Source organism: Streptomyces sp. NPDC039480, assembly GCF_055597165.1.
On the sequence record NZ_JBVITX010000008.1, the window covers coordinates 197395 to 210882 of the forward strand.

Sequence of the window (13488 nt, forward strand, 5' to 3'; positions counted from 1 at the left end):
GAACGTCGCACGGGCGGTGCGGCGTACGGCTCAGTACGTCAGGCCGTACCCGATCGGGTACAGCACCTGTGCCGGGTCGTCCGCCCGCCGCACCGGCACGGGCAGCCGGCCCCGGGGCGCGACGCGGCCCGCGATCACCCGTGCGGCGGCGCGCAGTTCGACGTCCGTCCAGGAGTACGAGGCGAGGGCGGCGTCGACGGGGGGCAGGTGGGCGATGTCGTACGGGTTGCGGATCGCGAGGGTGATGACGGGGACGCCGGTCGTCCTGAGCGCTGCGACGAGGGTGGCCTGGCTGGTGTCGTCGGGGTGGTCGGTGGCTCGGTGGGCGCGGGCGCGGGTGTCGTCCAGGGCCGTGTTCGCCGCCTGGGTGTTGTCCCTGGTGGTGGCGTGCGTCGTGATGTTGTACGTCGTCACGAGGACGGCGTCCTGGCCGCCCTGTGCGGCCGCCACGGCCTTCTCGATCGCCGCCTCGTCGGGGGCGGTGCCGGTGGGCAGCGCCGTGGCCCGGAAGCCCAGGGCGTCGAGGGCGTCCGCGAGGACCGTGGTCGGCGGGCCCGTGGTCCCGGACGGCGAGCGGGGGTCGGCGCCGACCACCAGGATGTTGGGGTGGGTGGCGGGCGACAGGGGGAGGAGCCCGTCGGTGTTGACCAGGAGGGTCGTGGTGGCTTCGGCGATGCGGTCGGCGGCGGCGAGGTGGGCGGGGGCGCCGACGGTGGTGAGCTCGGGGGCGGGGTGTGCGGCGGCGGGCTCGTCGTCGCTCAGGAGGCCGACTTTCGCCTTCATGCGGAGTACGCGCAGGACCGACTCGTCGATGCGGTCCTCCGTGAGTTCGCCGCTCCTGACCGCGTCGATGACCGCGTGCCACGCGACGTCCGGGCGCGGCGGGTTCAGGAGCTGGTCGGCGCCCGCCTTGAGGGCGAGCACGGCCACGCGGTCGTCGCCGTACTTCGTGCGGACCCCGCGCATCGCGAGCGAGTCCGTGGAGATCACGCCGTCGAAGCCGAGCTCCTCGCGCAGGACGCCGGTCAGGATCGGGTGGGAGAGCGTCGCCGGGTCGCCCGACGGGTCGAGGGCGGGCACCACGATGTGCGCGGTCATGACGGAGTCGACGCCCGCGGCGATCGCGGCGCGGAAGGGGGGCGCGTCGTAGCGGTCCCACTCCTCGCGGGTGTGGTGGATGTGCGGGAGCTCGGTGTGGCTGTCGTCCGTCGTGTCGCCGTGCCCGGGGAAGTGCTTGGCGGCGGTGGCGATACCGGCGCTCTGATAGCCCTCGATCTGCGCGGTCACGAAGCCGGCGACGGCGTCGGGGTCGGCGCCGAAGGAGCGTACGCCGATGACCGGGTTGGCGGGGTTCACGTTCACGTCGGCGTCCGGGGCGTGGTCCTGGCGGATGCCGAGGGCGCGCAGCTCGGTGCCCGCGATGCGGGCGGCCTCGCGGGCGTGCTCGTGCGAGCCGGACGCGCCGAGGGCCATGGCGCCGGGGAGCAGGGTGGCGGGCGCGCCGACGCGGGCGACGACGCCGTGCTCCTGGTCGACGGAGATGAGGACGGGGACGGCCGGTGCCGCCCGCTGGATGCCGCGGGAGAGCTCGGCGATCTGCTGGGGGTCGCGGGTGTTGTGGGCCCAGCCGAAGTAGATGACGCCGCCGAGGCGGTAGCGGGCGATCAGCTCGGCGGCGTCGCGCACGCCGAGCTCCCGGAGGTTCGTGTCGATGTCGGCCCGGTCGGGGTCGGTCGCGCTGTGGCCGTACACATGCATCACGAAGAGCTGGCCGACCTTGTCCTCCAGGGACATGGAGCCGACGAGGTCGCGGAGCCTGCGGTCGCTGTCGTCGGGCTGCTGCACGTGGGCTCCTGCGGTTCGGAGGAAACTTTCAGGAGTTACGGATATCCCGAAGATTTCTGCCGGTCAAGGGAGGAGCGCGGGGCCGTCACCGGCGCTGTGAAGGGGGGCGCACCGGTGACGGCGGGCTGCCGGCCGCGGGCGGCGGAGAGGGTGGTCAGCGTTCGCAGCCAGCAGCGATGCCGACACCGCCTCGCGGGAACTCACCGGCAGCGTGCCGGTTGGACGGCCGGGATGCCGGGTGGGTTCCCGACAGCCCCTGAAATCACGGAAGTCGGGGCGAGGGTGGGAAGGGTGAGGCGAGCGGGCTAGGACGGCCAGTGGGACTGGAGGGTGCGGACCGTCTCGGCGATGGCGGGGCGGCGAGAGGCGCCCGTGCGCCACAGGGCGTAGAGGCGGCGGACGGGGACGGGGTCGAGGGGGACCGTGACCGCGCCGGGCGGGATGGGGCCGCGGCCCAGGCGGGGGATGAGCGCGATGCCGAGCCCCGCGGCGACGAGCGCGACCAGGGTGGGGTTCTCCTCGGCCTGGTGGGCGATGTCGGGCTCGCACCCGGCCTCGCGGAGCGTCCGGATCAGCCACTCGTGGCAGACGAGCCCCGGCGGCTGCGTGATCCAGCGCTCCGCCTTCAGCTCCTCGCGGCGCACGGACTCGCGCCCCGCGAGCCAGTGGCCCTCGGGGACCACGAGGTCGCAGAAGTCGTCGCCGATGACCGCCTGTTCGACGCCGGGCGGCGTCGGGAGGGGCGCGATGTCCCAGTCGTGGACGACTGCCACGTCGGTTGCGCCCTTGGCCACGAGGTCGACGGACAGGTGCGGGTCGATCTCCGTCATACGGGCGTCCAGGGCGGGGTGCCGGCGCGCCAGGTCGGCCAGGACGGACGGCAGGAGCCCGCGCGCCGCCGAGGCGAACGCGGCGATCGTGAGGCGCCCCGCGGGCACCCCGCGCCGCTCCTCCAGCTCGGTCTCGGCGCGCTCGACGATGGCCATCAACTGCCGTGCCGTATCGGCGAGATGGAGCGCCTCCTCGGTGAGGGCGACGCCTCTGCCGCGGCGCTCCAGGAGCGTCGTGCGGGTCTCCCGTTCCAGCTTGGCTATCTGCTGGGAGACTGCGGACGGCGTATAGCCGAGCGCGGTCGCGGCGGCACCCACCGTGCCGTGCACGGAGACGGCGTGCAGCGCGCGGAGCCGGGCGAGATCGAGCACGCGGGCCTCCCTGTTCATAGGCGTCGCTATTCGTAAGCGACGCTATTCATTAGCGTTGCTTCATCCAATCATGCAGAGATCCGCGCTGGTCCTACATGGTCGGGGCGGGTGATCCTCGACGCATGCGACCTGCACACGTCTGTCTGGCTGTCCTTGTTGCCGCCGTCTGGGGCATCAACTTCGTGGTGATCGAGGTGGGGCTCGGCCACTTCCCGCCGCTGCTCTTCTCCGCCCTGCGCTTCCTCGTGGCGGCGCTGCCCGCCGTCTTCTTCGTGGGGCGGCCGAAGGTGGCGTGGAAGTGGGTGATCGGGGTGGGCCTCGTGCTCGGCGTGGCCAAGTTCGGGCTGCTCTTCATCGGGATGGACGCGGGGATGCCCGCTGGTCTGTCCTCGCTGGTGCTGCAGGTCCAGGCCGTGTTCACCGCGCTGTTCGCCTTCGTGCTGCTGGGTGAACGGCCGGGGCGGGTACGGGTGGTGGGCATGGTCGTCGCCCTCGCGGGGATCGCGGTCGCGGGCGTCGACGAGGGCGGGACCGGGCCGCTCACCGCCTTCGCGCTCCTTGTGGGCGCGGCGGCCTGCTGGGGCGTCTCCAACATCCTCACCCGCAGGGCGTCGCCGCCGGACGCCCTGAACTTCATGGTGTGGGTGAGTACGGTTCCGGTGCTGCCGCTGCTCGGCCTCTCCCTGCTCTTCGAGGGGCCGTCCCGGGATCTGGCGGCGCTGCGCTCCCTCGACTGGTCGGGCGCGGGCATCATCGTGTACGTCGCCTGGGTCACCACGGTGTTCGGCTTCGGCGCGTGGGGCTATCTGCTGCGGCGCCACCCCGCGTCCACGGTCGCCCCGTTCTCCCTGCTCGTACCGGTCTTCGGGATGTCGTCGGCGGCCCTGGTCCTGGACGAGTCGGTGAGCGGCCTGCGGTGGTGCGCGGCGGCGCTGCTGGTGGGCGGGGTCGCGCTGACCTCGTTCGCGGGGGCGGGCGGTCCGGGCCGCGCCCGGGTCGGCCGGATCGGGTCACCAGCCGTTGCCGATGGGGTCAGTCGGAGCGGGTCACCAGTCGTTGCCGGCGGGGTCAGTCGGAGCGGGGCGCCAGTCATTGCGGACGGGGTCAGCCGGAGCGGGTCGTCAGTCGTTGCCGACGGGGTCAGCCCGAGCGGGTCACCAGCCGTGACAGGAGGTCGCGGCCCGGCCCCAGCAACTCCGGGAGCGGTGCCGCCCCCTCGTACCAGCGCTTCTCGTACTCCCAGCACAGCCACCCCTCCCACTTCTCCGCGCTGAGCAGCGCCACGCACTCCGCGAGCGGCAGCGCGCCGGCGCCGAGGGCCAGTGGGGTCTTGTCGTCGGCAGACGCGATGTCCTTCACCTGGACGTAGCCGAGGTAGGGGGAGAGCGCGGCGTAGGTGTCGGTGACGGATTCGCCGCCGAGCCAGGTGTGCATCACGTCCCACAGGGCGCCGACCTGCCGGTGCCCGACGGTGCCGAGGACGCGGGTGGCGTCGGCGCCCGTGCGGTGCGAGTCGTGGGTCTCCAGGAGGATGCGGACGCCGGCGTCGGCGGCGTGCCGGGCTGCGGTGCCGAGCCGCCGCGCGGCCGTCGCGTCGGCCTCCGCCGCGCTCTGTTCGGTGCCGCCGCCGGGGAAGACGCGGACGAAGGGGGCGCCCACGTCGCGGGCGAGGTCGACGAGGGACCGTATCTCGTCGAGGACGGGACCGTCCTCGCCGGGCGCCGCCACGCGCGCGTACCCGGAGATTCCCAGGATCTCGACGCCGGCCGCCTTGAACTCGGCGGCCACGTCGGCCCGTTCGACCAGCCCGAGCCCCGGGTGCACCGGCTCCTCGGGGTGCGCGCGGAGCTCGACGCCGTGGTAGCCGTGGGCCGTGGCGAGCCGCAGCACGTCGGGGACGGGCAGGCCGGGGACGCCGAGGGTGGAGAAGGCGAATTTCATGGTCCCGACAGTAGGCGGCGTGCGGGCAAGGTCAACCCCGCCTCGGCGGGGGCGTCACGTCGGCCGCCCGTGCAGCGGAAGCAGCCAGTCCTGTCCCACGAGGTCGACGCCGAAGGAGCGGTGCGGCTTCTCGGAGACGAGGACGAAACCGTGCCGCTGGTAGATCCCGCGGGCCGACGCGAGGACGTCGTTGGTCCACAGGGTCAGCTCGCGGTAGCCGACACTCCGGGCGAACTCGACGCAGGCCACGACCAGTTGATCGCCGATACCGAAGCCCCGTGCGTCGGGTTCGACGAGCAGGAGGCGCAGCCGGGCCGTCCCTGGCGCCTCGTCCCGTACGCACATCACGCACCCCACGGGCCGCCCGTCGAGCTCGGCGATCCACACGCGCTCCAGGTGGGGGTCGTGGTCCTCGGCGAAGTCGGCGACGATGCGGGCGACGAGGCCTTCGTAGTCGGTGTTCCAGCCGAACTCGGCGGCGTACACGGCGGCGTTGCGCTGCACGATCCACCCGAGGTCGCCCGGTCCCGGCTCTCTGAGCAGGACGTCCGCGCGCTTCCCGCGGCGGTGGGGCCGCCCGCGGCCGCCCCCGAGAATCTCCCGCACCGTGCGCATGGCCGCCGTGAGGCGGGCCCGGTCCGCGGCGGGCACCTCGGCGATCAGCGAGCCGACGGCTTCCCGCGACCGCTCGTCGAGCAGCTCGGCGGCGTCGCGCCCGCGCGCGGTGAGCGTGATGCGCTGCCGTCGCGGGTCGTCCGCCGAGGGCGCCCGCTCGACGAGCCCGTCCCGCTCGAACTTGGCAAGCAGCCGACTCAAGTACCCGGCATCAAGCGAAAGTTCGGCCCGCAGATCGGCGGCGTCGGTACGAGCCGAGTGCGCCAGTTCGTACAGGACGCGGGACTCGGTGAGGGTGTACGGGACGTACAGGTGGCGGCTGTAGTCCAGCGCACCGATGAGGTTCGTATAGAACCGGTTGAAGGCACGCATCTCCTGGACGGGCGCACGCGACACCGCACGCACCGGTGCTTCGCGAGGGGGCTTCGTCATACGGATCACACTCCGGGTCACCCTTGACTGAGTCAACGGTACGCCGGGCGGCCGAAGCTGGGAACCCCTGCGTCGACCGAACGGCTCACCCGAGGTCGCCGGCCCTGGGGAAGCCGTCGGTCCTGACCGTGATCTCCCGGCCCGCCAGCGGCAGGATCAGCTCCCGGCCGAACGGGACGTCCGTGGCGTCCTCATAGGTTCCGGTCCTGGTCGGGCCGCGGTGAACGGTGCAGGAACCGGCCTCGGGGTCGATCACCACATAGAGCGGGATGCCGCACTCCGCGTAGAGGCGGAACTTCTTGGCGAAGTCGTTGTCCCGGCTGCTCTTGCAGACGACTTCGAGCACCGCTTCCAGGCTGTGCCACTCGAAGCGGCCACGGCTGTTGCGCTCGGCGCCCGGCGCGATGATCGCCAGGTCGGGGGCGTAGCCGTACTGACTCGACGGGAAATCGATCATGACGTCGGAGAGGATGTCGCCGTGGGTGGCGAGCTGCTCCTTGATCTGTGGGGCCGCCTCGAGGATGACCTTCCACTGATACTCGCCCTGCGGCGTCATGATGATCCTCCCCTCGGTGATCTCGACGCGGTAGCCGCGGGGAAGGTTGACGCCGTCGAGCACGTCCCAGGCGCTGGGTGCATCCATGACCATGACTGCCATATGAGCCTCCTTTTCCCGGTGATGTCAACGATATCGGCAGGTCACGGACACGGCGTCGAGGAGGGAACCAGGGCGCCACCTCAGAAGGACCCCGACCGTCTCAGAGGAACGCCAGGCGTGCGCCCAGGGCCGCGAACGCGACCGCGAAGGTGCGGCGGAGCCAGTTCAGCACGTGGGGGCGGGAGATGACGTGGTTGCGCATGGCGGCGGCGAACCGGCCGTACACGGCGAAGACGAGGAACGTGATCAGCATGAAGTAGGCGCTCAGCTCCGTCATGCGCAGGGCGGCGTACGGCTCGTCGGTGTTCACGAACTGCGGCAGGAACGCGAAGAAGAACAGCGTCAGCTTCGGGTTGAGGATGTTGATCAGTACGCCCGTCAGGATCGTGCGGCCCGCCGAACGCGGCTCGCTCTCCCGTTCGGCGGTGAGCTCGCTCTTGTCCCGCAGCGTGCTCCACGCCATGTACAGCAGATAGGCAACGCCCAGGTACTTGAGCGTCTGGAAGGCGACGGCGCTGGTGTTCAGCAGCGCCGCGAGGCCGGTGATCGCCGCCACCATGTGCGGGACGACCCCCAGCGTGCAGCCGACGGCCGCGATCAGGGCGGCGCGGGTGCCGCGCGAGAGCCCGGCCGCGATGGTGAACAGGGCGCCGGTGCCCGGCGTCACGCAGACGACCAGGGAGGTGAGCAGAAATTCCATGCCCCCGACCCTCCCGCCACAATGGCTCCATGAACAGGTCCATTGGATCTCCTCCCCACAGGTCCATAACCGCGGCCGGAGCCGTCGACTTCCTCCAGCTCGACATCGGTGACGCCCCCAGGGGCGGGCTCTCCGACTGGCTGGCGCGGCAGATCAGGGGCGCGATCGCCGACGGCCGCCTCACCGTCGGCAGCAGACTCCCCGCCACCCGCACCCTCGCCGGCGACCTGCGCGTGTCCCGCGGCGTCGTCACGGAGGCCTACCGCCGCCTCACCGAGGACGGGCACGTGGCGGGGCGCGGGCGGGGCGGCACGGTCGTCGTGGCCGTGCCCCATGCGCGGGGCGCGGGGTCGCGGGCGTCAACCCACGGAGCGGGCGGGGTGGTTGGGGAGCGTCCGCCCTCCTCCTCCACCACCACCCTCTTCACCTCCCCTCCCGACCTCGGCGTCTTCGACGCCATCCGTGCCGCGCCCGCCCGCATCGACCTGTCGCCCGGCCTGCCCGACCTCGCCGCCTTCCCGCGGGCGGCCTGGCTGCGCGCCGAGCGCTCCGTGCTCGCCGGGCTCTCGCCGGTGGACTTCGGATACGGCGATCCGCGCGGCACCCCGGCCCTGCGCGGCGCCGTCGCGCACTGGCTCTCCCGCAACCGCGGGATCCTCGCCGACCCGGACGACGTGCTCATCGTCAGCGGCACGGCCCAGGCGCTGCGGATGCTCGTCGACGTCCTGCGCGCCGACGGGATCTCCGGCGTGGCGGTGGAGGAGCCGGGCTCGCTCGGCGTACGACAGCACCTGCGGCCGCTCGACACCCCGCCCGTCCCGGTCGACGCCCACGGCATCCGCGTCGACGCCCTGCGCGCCACGGGGGCCCCGGCCGTCCTGCTCACGCCCGCCCACCAGTTCCCCACCGGAGTCGTCCTCGGCGGCGAACGGCGCCGCGAGCTGATGGACTGGGCCCGCGACGACAACCTCGTCATCGAGGACGACTACGACGCCGAACACCGCTACGACCGGCCCGCCGTCCCCGCCCTGCGCGCCCTGCTCCCCGAACACGTCTGCTACGCGGGCAGCGTCTCCAAGCTCCTCGCGCCCGCCCTGCGCCTGGGCTGGCTGCTGGCCCCGCCCGCGTACCGGGACGCGCTCGTGGACGCCAAACGCCTCATCGACCTCGGCAGCCCGGCCCTGCCCCAACTGGTCCTCGCCCACCTCATGGAGTCGGGCGACCTGGAACGCCACCTGCGCCTCATCCGCAGACACCACCGCCGACGCAGGGACGCGATGATCGGGGCGATCCGGGAACACCTGCCGGGGGCGGTGGTGCACGGCGCCGCGGCGGGCCTGCACCTGATGATCACGTTCGGCACGGAGGCGCACGGAGGCCCTTACGGCGACCTCTCCGACGCGGAGCTCGCCACCGCGGCCCTCACCCACGGAGTCAAGGTCCACCCCTTGTCCTGGCACACCCAACACCCCCAGCCCCCCGGCCTGGTCCTCGGCTACGCGGCCACCGGCACCGCGGAGATCGCGGAGGGGGTGGCGGTACTGGGGCGCCTGCTGTGATGGCCTCAGCCACGGTGCCTGCTCCGGCCACCCCCGCCCCCCGAACCCCCTACCGAGGCCCCGCCGTCGACCCCCGCACCATCAGTTCCCCATGCACCGTCGCCACGCCGCCCGGCGGTGGCTTCTCCTTGTTCATGGCGATGCGGCCGGCGCGGGCGCCCGCCTCGTGGAGAGGGAGGCGGACCGTCGTCAGGGCGGGGACGGCGTCGATGCTGAACGGGAGGTCGTCGAAGCCCGCCACCGACACGTCGTCCGGGATGCGCAGGCCCTTGTCGCGCAGCGCCGCGCAGGCGCCGAGTGCCACCGTGTCGTTGGCGGCGACGACGGCCGTCAGGTCGGGGGCGCGGCGCAGGAGTTCGTCCGTGGCGTCGTAACCGGACCGGCGGTCGTACGGACCGTGGACCGTCAGCGCCGGGTCGTCCGCGATGCCGCGCGCGGCGAGGGCGGCGCGGTGGCCCTCCAGGCGGTGCCGGGTGGTCGTGCGCTCCTCCGGACCCGCGATGTAGCCGATGCGGCGGTGCCCGAGGCCCAGCACATGCTCCGTCAGTTGCTGCGCCCCGCCCCGGTTGTCGAAAGTGAGCGCCACCGCGTCGGTGTCCGGCGAGGGCGGCCGGCCGCACAGCACCACCCGCGTGCCCGCCTCCGCGAGGCGCCGCAGTTTCCCCGCGATCGCGGCGGCGTGTTCGGCATCCTCGATCGCACCGCCCGTGAGGATCACGGCAGCGGCGCGCTGGCGCTGAAGGAGCGTGAGGTAGGTGAGTTCGCGCTCCGGAGAGCCGCCGGTGTTGCAGACGACGGCCATGCGCTCACCGCCCGCGCGGCCACCGGGCCCGCCGATCTCGGACTGCACCGCGCCCGCCATGATCCCGAAGAAGGGGTCGGCGATGTCGTTGACGAGGATGCCGACCAGGTCGGAGGTGGCCGCGGCGAGCGCGCTCGCGGGGCCGTTGAGGACATAGTCGAGGTCGTCCACGGCGCGCAGGACGCGCTCGCGCGTGGCGGCCGCCACGGGGTAATTGCCGTTCAGCACACGGGAGACGGTGGCGGGCGACACCTGCGCGCGGGCCGCCACATCCGCCAGGGTCACGGTCACGTCGTACTCCTCCGGTCGCCCATCACGTAGTCCTCACGCAGCCCTCACACAGCCCTCCGGTCGTCCCACGCGCGCCCCCAGTCACCCGTTTGTCCGCGCCCGGTCTTCACTCTCGACCGGAACCCTTGTCCGAACCTTGTCCGGCAGGCTAGCTTGCCCCCAAATAGAAAGCGCTTGCTACGCGCCTAGCGCCTAGCGCCTAGCGCCTCGCTCCGCCGCTCCCCGCTCCCCGCTCCTACGGAGGGACTTCCGTGACACGCAAGACGGTGCGCATCGCCATGAACGGCGTCACCGGACGCATGGGCCACCGCCAGCACCTGGTCCGCTCGATCCTCGCCCTCCGCGACCAGGGCGGCCTCGATCTGGGCGACGGCACCGTGCTGTGGCCCGAGCCCGTCCTGGTCGGCCGCAGGGAGCACGCGCTGCGCGCACTCGCCGCTCAGCACGGCCTGGAGCACTTCTCGACCGACCTCGACGCCGTCCTCGCCGACCCGACCGTGGACATCTACTTCGACGCGCAGGTCACCTCCGCGCGCGAGGACGCCATCAAGCGGGCCATCGCCGCCGGCAAGCACATCTACACCGAGAAGCCGAGCGCCACCGGGCTCGACGCCGCCCTCGGGCTCGCCCGGCTCGCCGAGGACGCCGGCATCAAGCACGGCGTCGTCCAGGACAAGCTCTTTCTGCCGGGGCTCCTGAAGCTGAAGCGGCTCATCGACGGCGGGTTCTTCGGCCGGATCCTCTCCGTGCGCGGCGAGTTCGGCTACTGGGTCTTCGAGGGCGACTGGCAGCCCGCCCAGCGCCCCTCCTGGAACTACCGCGCCGAGGACGGCGGCGGCATCGTCGTCGACATGTTCCCGCACTGGGAGTACGTCCTGCACGAGCTGTTCGGCCGCGTACGCACCGTCCAGGCGCTCACCGCCACCCACATCCCGCAGCGCTGGGACGAGCGCGACAAGCCCTACGACGCCACCGCAGACGACGCCGCGTACGGCATCTTCGAGCTGGAGGGCGGCGCCGTCGCGCAGATCAACTCCTCCTGGGCGGTGCGCGTCAACCGCGACGAGCTCGTGGAGTTCCAGGTCGACGGCACCGAGGGGTCGGCGGTCGCCGGGCTGCGCAACTGCCGCGTCCAGCACCGGAGTGCGACGCCGAAGCCAGTCTGGAATCCGGACCTGCCCGTCACCCACTCCTTCCGCGACCAGTGGCAGGAGGTGCCGGACAACCAGGCCGACGGGTTCGACAACGGGTTCGACAACGGCTTCAAGGCGCAGTGGGAGCTCTTCCTCAGGCACGTGTACGCCGACGCGCCCTACCACTGGGACCTCCTCGCGGGCGCGCGCGGCGTGCAGCTCGCCGAACTGGGCCTGAAGTCCTCCGCCGAGGGTCGCCGCATCGACGTCCCGGAGATCGCGCTGTGACCCGCCCCCCTCAGGTGCTGCTGCCGGCCGCGGGAGGCGGCACGCGCGCGTACACCCCGCGCGAGGCGCCGCCGCGCACGACCGTCGGCGGGCCCCCGCTCACCTCCCGCACCGTCTTCTCGGCCGCCCACGTGGTCGCCGACCCGTACGCGGACGTGTCACCGGACGGCCCCGCCGCCGTCGACTGGGACGCCACCCTCGCCTTCCGCAGGCACCTCTGGGCGCACGGCCTGGGCGTCGCCGAGGCCATGGACACCGCCCAGCGCGGCATGGGCCTGGACTGGGCGGGCGCGGCCGAGCTGATCCGTCGCTCCGCCGCGGAGGCGAAGGCGTCCGGCGGGCGCATCGCATGCGGGGTGGGCACCGACCAACTCACCCTGCCCGCAAGCCTTCCGCAGGTCAGGGACGCGTACGAGGAACAGCTCGCCCTCGTCGAGTCGGTGGGTGCCCAGCCGATCCTGATGGCGTCCCGCGCCCTCGCCGCCGCGGCCGCATCACCGGGCGACTATCTGGAGACGTACGGCCATCTCCTGCGCCAGACCACCGAGCCCGTGATCCTGCACTGGCTCGGCCCCATGTTCGACCCCGCTCTGGAGGGCTACTGGGGGTCGGCCGACCTCGACACGGCCACGGACACCTTCCTGGAGGTGATCGCCGCACACGCCGACAAGGTCGACGGCATCAAGGTCTCGCTCCTGGACGCCGACCGAGAGATCGCTCTGCGCCGCCGCCTGCCCGACGGCGTCCGCTGCTACACCGGCGACGACTTCAACTACCCCGAGTTGATCGCGGGCGACGACCACGGCTTCAGCCACGCCCTGCTCGGCGTCTTCGACCCGCTGGCCCCGGTCGCCGCGGAGGCCGTGCGCGCCCTGGACACCGGCGACGCGAAGCGCTTCCGCGCCCTTCTCGACCCCACCGTCGAGCTGTCCCGCCACCTCTTCCAGCCCCCGACCCGCTACTACAAGACCGGTGTCGTCCTGCTGGCCTGGCTGGCCGGACACCAGACGCACTTCACCATGGTCGGCGGCCTCCAGTCGGCCCGCTCCCTGCCCCACCTCGCCCGCGCCTACGAACTCGCCGACGGCCTCGGCCTCTTCCCCGACCCGGCCCTCGCGGCCGCCCGCATGCGATCCCTGCTCACCGTCCACGGAGTCCCGCAATGAGCCCCGAGCCCGCTCCCGAGCCCGCTCCCGTGCCGCTGTCGCGGCTGAGTGTGAACCAGGAGACCATCAAGCAGTGGTCGCTCCCCGAACTCGCCGAGGGCTGCGTCAAGGAGGGCATCGGAGCGGTCGGCCTGTGGCGGGCGCCCGTCCAGGAGTACGGGGTCGAGCGCACCGCCCGCCTGATGCGGGACGCCGGCCTCACGGTGACGAGCCTGTGCAGGGGCGGCTTCCTCACGGACGTCGAAGGGGCGGCACGCGCGCGTGCCCTCGACGACAACCGCGCGGCCGTCGACGAGGCGGCGGCCCTCGGCACGGACACGCTGGTCCTGGTCTCGGGCGGTCTGCCGCCCGGCAGCAAGGACCTGTCCGGCGCGCGCGAGCGCGTCGCGGACGCGCTCGCCGTCCTCGGGCCCCACGCCGAGGAGCGGGGCGTGCGCCTCGCGATCGAGCCACTGCACCCGATGTTCGCGTCGGACCGCTGCGTGGTCTCCACCCTCGGCCAGGCGCTCGACATCGCGGAGCGCTTCCCCGCGCACCAGGTCGGCGTGGTCGTCGACACGTACCACGTGTGGTGGGACGACCGGGCGCCCGAGCAGATCGCACGGGCGGGGGCCACCGGCCGGCTGTACGCCTTCCAACTGGCGGACTGGATCACGCCGTTGCCCGCGGGCGTCCTGCTCGGGCGGGGACAACTGGGCGACGGCAGCGTCGACTTCCGGGCCTTCCGGGGCCTTGTCGACGCCGCCGGGTACGGCGGGCCGATCGAGGTGGAGATCTTCAACGAGGGGCTGTGGGCGCGCGATGGGAGCGAGGTGCTGAGGGAGACGGCGGAACGCTTCCGCGCGCACGCGTAGCG

11 protein-coding genes and 1 pseudogene are annotated in these 13488 nt (G+C 72.8%); 5 read left to right on the forward strand and 7 right to left on the reverse strand.

Annotated features, from left to right (window positions below; translation table 11 throughout):
• Nucleotides 1-30: 30 nt before the first annotated feature.
• Together ACZ56E_RS25115 and ACZ56E_RS25120 are read right to left on the reverse strand one after the other, a co-directional pair.
• Complete coding sequence (locus ACZ56E_RS25115; RefSeq protein ID WP_471217776.1) at nucleotides 31-1794, reverse strand: glycoside hydrolase family 3 protein; 1764 nt, start codon at nucleotides 1792-1794, stop codon at nucleotides 31-33.
• A gap of 356 nt (nucleotides 1795-2150) precedes the next feature.
• On the reverse strand, nucleotides 2151-3047 hold the full coding sequence (locus ACZ56E_RS25120) for a LysR family transcriptional regulator (protein ID WP_471217465.1): 897 nt from the start codon (nucleotides 3045-3047) through the stop codon (nucleotides 2151-2153).
• A 122-nt stretch (nucleotides 3048-3169) separates the two neighbouring features.
• Here ACZ56E_RS25120 and ACZ56E_RS25125 point away from each other — a divergent pair.
• A pseudogene (locus ACZ56E_RS25125) lies at nucleotides 3170-4054 on the forward strand (EamA family transporter); the annotation flags it as partial.
• A 133-nt stretch (nucleotides 4055-4187) separates the two neighbouring features.
• Here ACZ56E_RS25125 and ACZ56E_RS25130 read toward each other — a convergent pair.
• From ACZ56E_RS25130 to ACZ56E_RS25145, 4 genes are all read right to left on the reverse strand, one after another.
• Complete coding sequence (locus ACZ56E_RS25130) at nucleotides 4188-4988, reverse strand: sugar phosphate isomerase/epimerase family protein (RefSeq protein ID WP_471217468.1); 801 nt, start codon at nucleotides 4986-4988, stop codon at nucleotides 4188-4190.
• A gap of 54 nt (nucleotides 4989-5042) precedes the next feature.
• Nucleotides 5043-6035 carry a bifunctional helix-turn-helix transcriptional regulator/GNAT family N-acetyltransferase gene (locus ACZ56E_RS25135; protein ID WP_471217470.1) on the reverse strand — a complete coding sequence of 331 codons (993 nt, stop codon included), beginning with the start codon at nucleotides 6033-6035 and terminating at the stop codon, nucleotides 5043-5045.
• A gap of 85 nt (nucleotides 6036-6120) precedes the next feature.
• The gene (locus ACZ56E_RS25140; RefSeq protein WP_471217472.1) at nucleotides 6121-6693 is read right to left on the reverse strand and encodes a Uma2 family endonuclease; all 573 of its coding nucleotides are present in this window, start codon (nucleotides 6691-6693) and stop codon (nucleotides 6121-6123) included.
• A 100-nt stretch (nucleotides 6694-6793) separates the two neighbouring features.
• A complete protein-coding gene (locus ACZ56E_RS25145; protein WP_468601320.1) occupies nucleotides 6794-7393 on the reverse strand; it encodes a LysE family translocator in 600 nt (199 codons plus the stop codon).
• Between the two features lie 29 nt (nucleotides 7394-7422).
• On the opposite strand from ACZ56E_RS25145, the gene pdxR reads away from it, so the two are divergent.
• On the forward strand, nucleotides 7423-8952 hold the full coding sequence (gene pdxR / locus ACZ56E_RS25150) for a MocR-like pyridoxine biosynthesis transcription factor PdxR (protein ID WP_471217474.1): 1530 nt from the start codon (nucleotides 7423-7425) through the stop codon (nucleotides 8950-8952).
• A gap of 49 nt (nucleotides 8953-9001) precedes the next feature.
• On the opposite strand, the gene ACZ56E_RS25155 is transcribed toward pdxR, so the two are convergent.
• A complete protein-coding gene (locus ACZ56E_RS25155; protein ID WP_471217476.1) occupies nucleotides 9002-10045 on the reverse strand; it encodes a LacI family DNA-binding transcriptional regulator in 1044 nt (347 codons plus the stop codon).
• Nucleotides 10046-10296: 251 nt separating this feature from the next.
• On the opposite strand from ACZ56E_RS25155, the gene ACZ56E_RS25160 reads away from it, so the two are divergent.
• From ACZ56E_RS25160 to ACZ56E_RS25170, 3 genes are read left to right on the forward strand one after another with little or no spacing between them, the layout of a single operon-like run.
• Nucleotides 10297-11466 carry a Gfo/Idh/MocA family protein gene (locus tag ACZ56E_RS25160; RefSeq protein WP_471217478.1) on the forward strand — a complete coding sequence of 390 codons (1170 nt, stop codon included), beginning with the start codon at nucleotides 10297-10299 and terminating at the stop codon, nucleotides 11464-11466.
• Entirely contained in the window at nucleotides 11463-12632 is a 1170-nt protein-coding gene (locus ACZ56E_RS25165; RefSeq protein WP_471217479.1) for a dihydrodipicolinate synthase family protein, read from the forward strand. The genes ACZ56E_RS25160 and ACZ56E_RS25165 overlap by 4 nt, the downstream gene beginning before the upstream one ends.
• Nucleotides 12629-13486, forward strand: coding sequence for a sugar phosphate isomerase/epimerase family protein (locus tag ACZ56E_RS25170; RefSeq protein ID WP_471217481.1), 858 nt, complete (start codon nucleotides 12629-12631; stop codon nucleotides 13484-13486). The genes ACZ56E_RS25165 and ACZ56E_RS25170 overlap by 4 nt, the downstream gene beginning before the upstream one ends.
• Nucleotides 13487-13488: the final 2 nt, after the last annotated feature.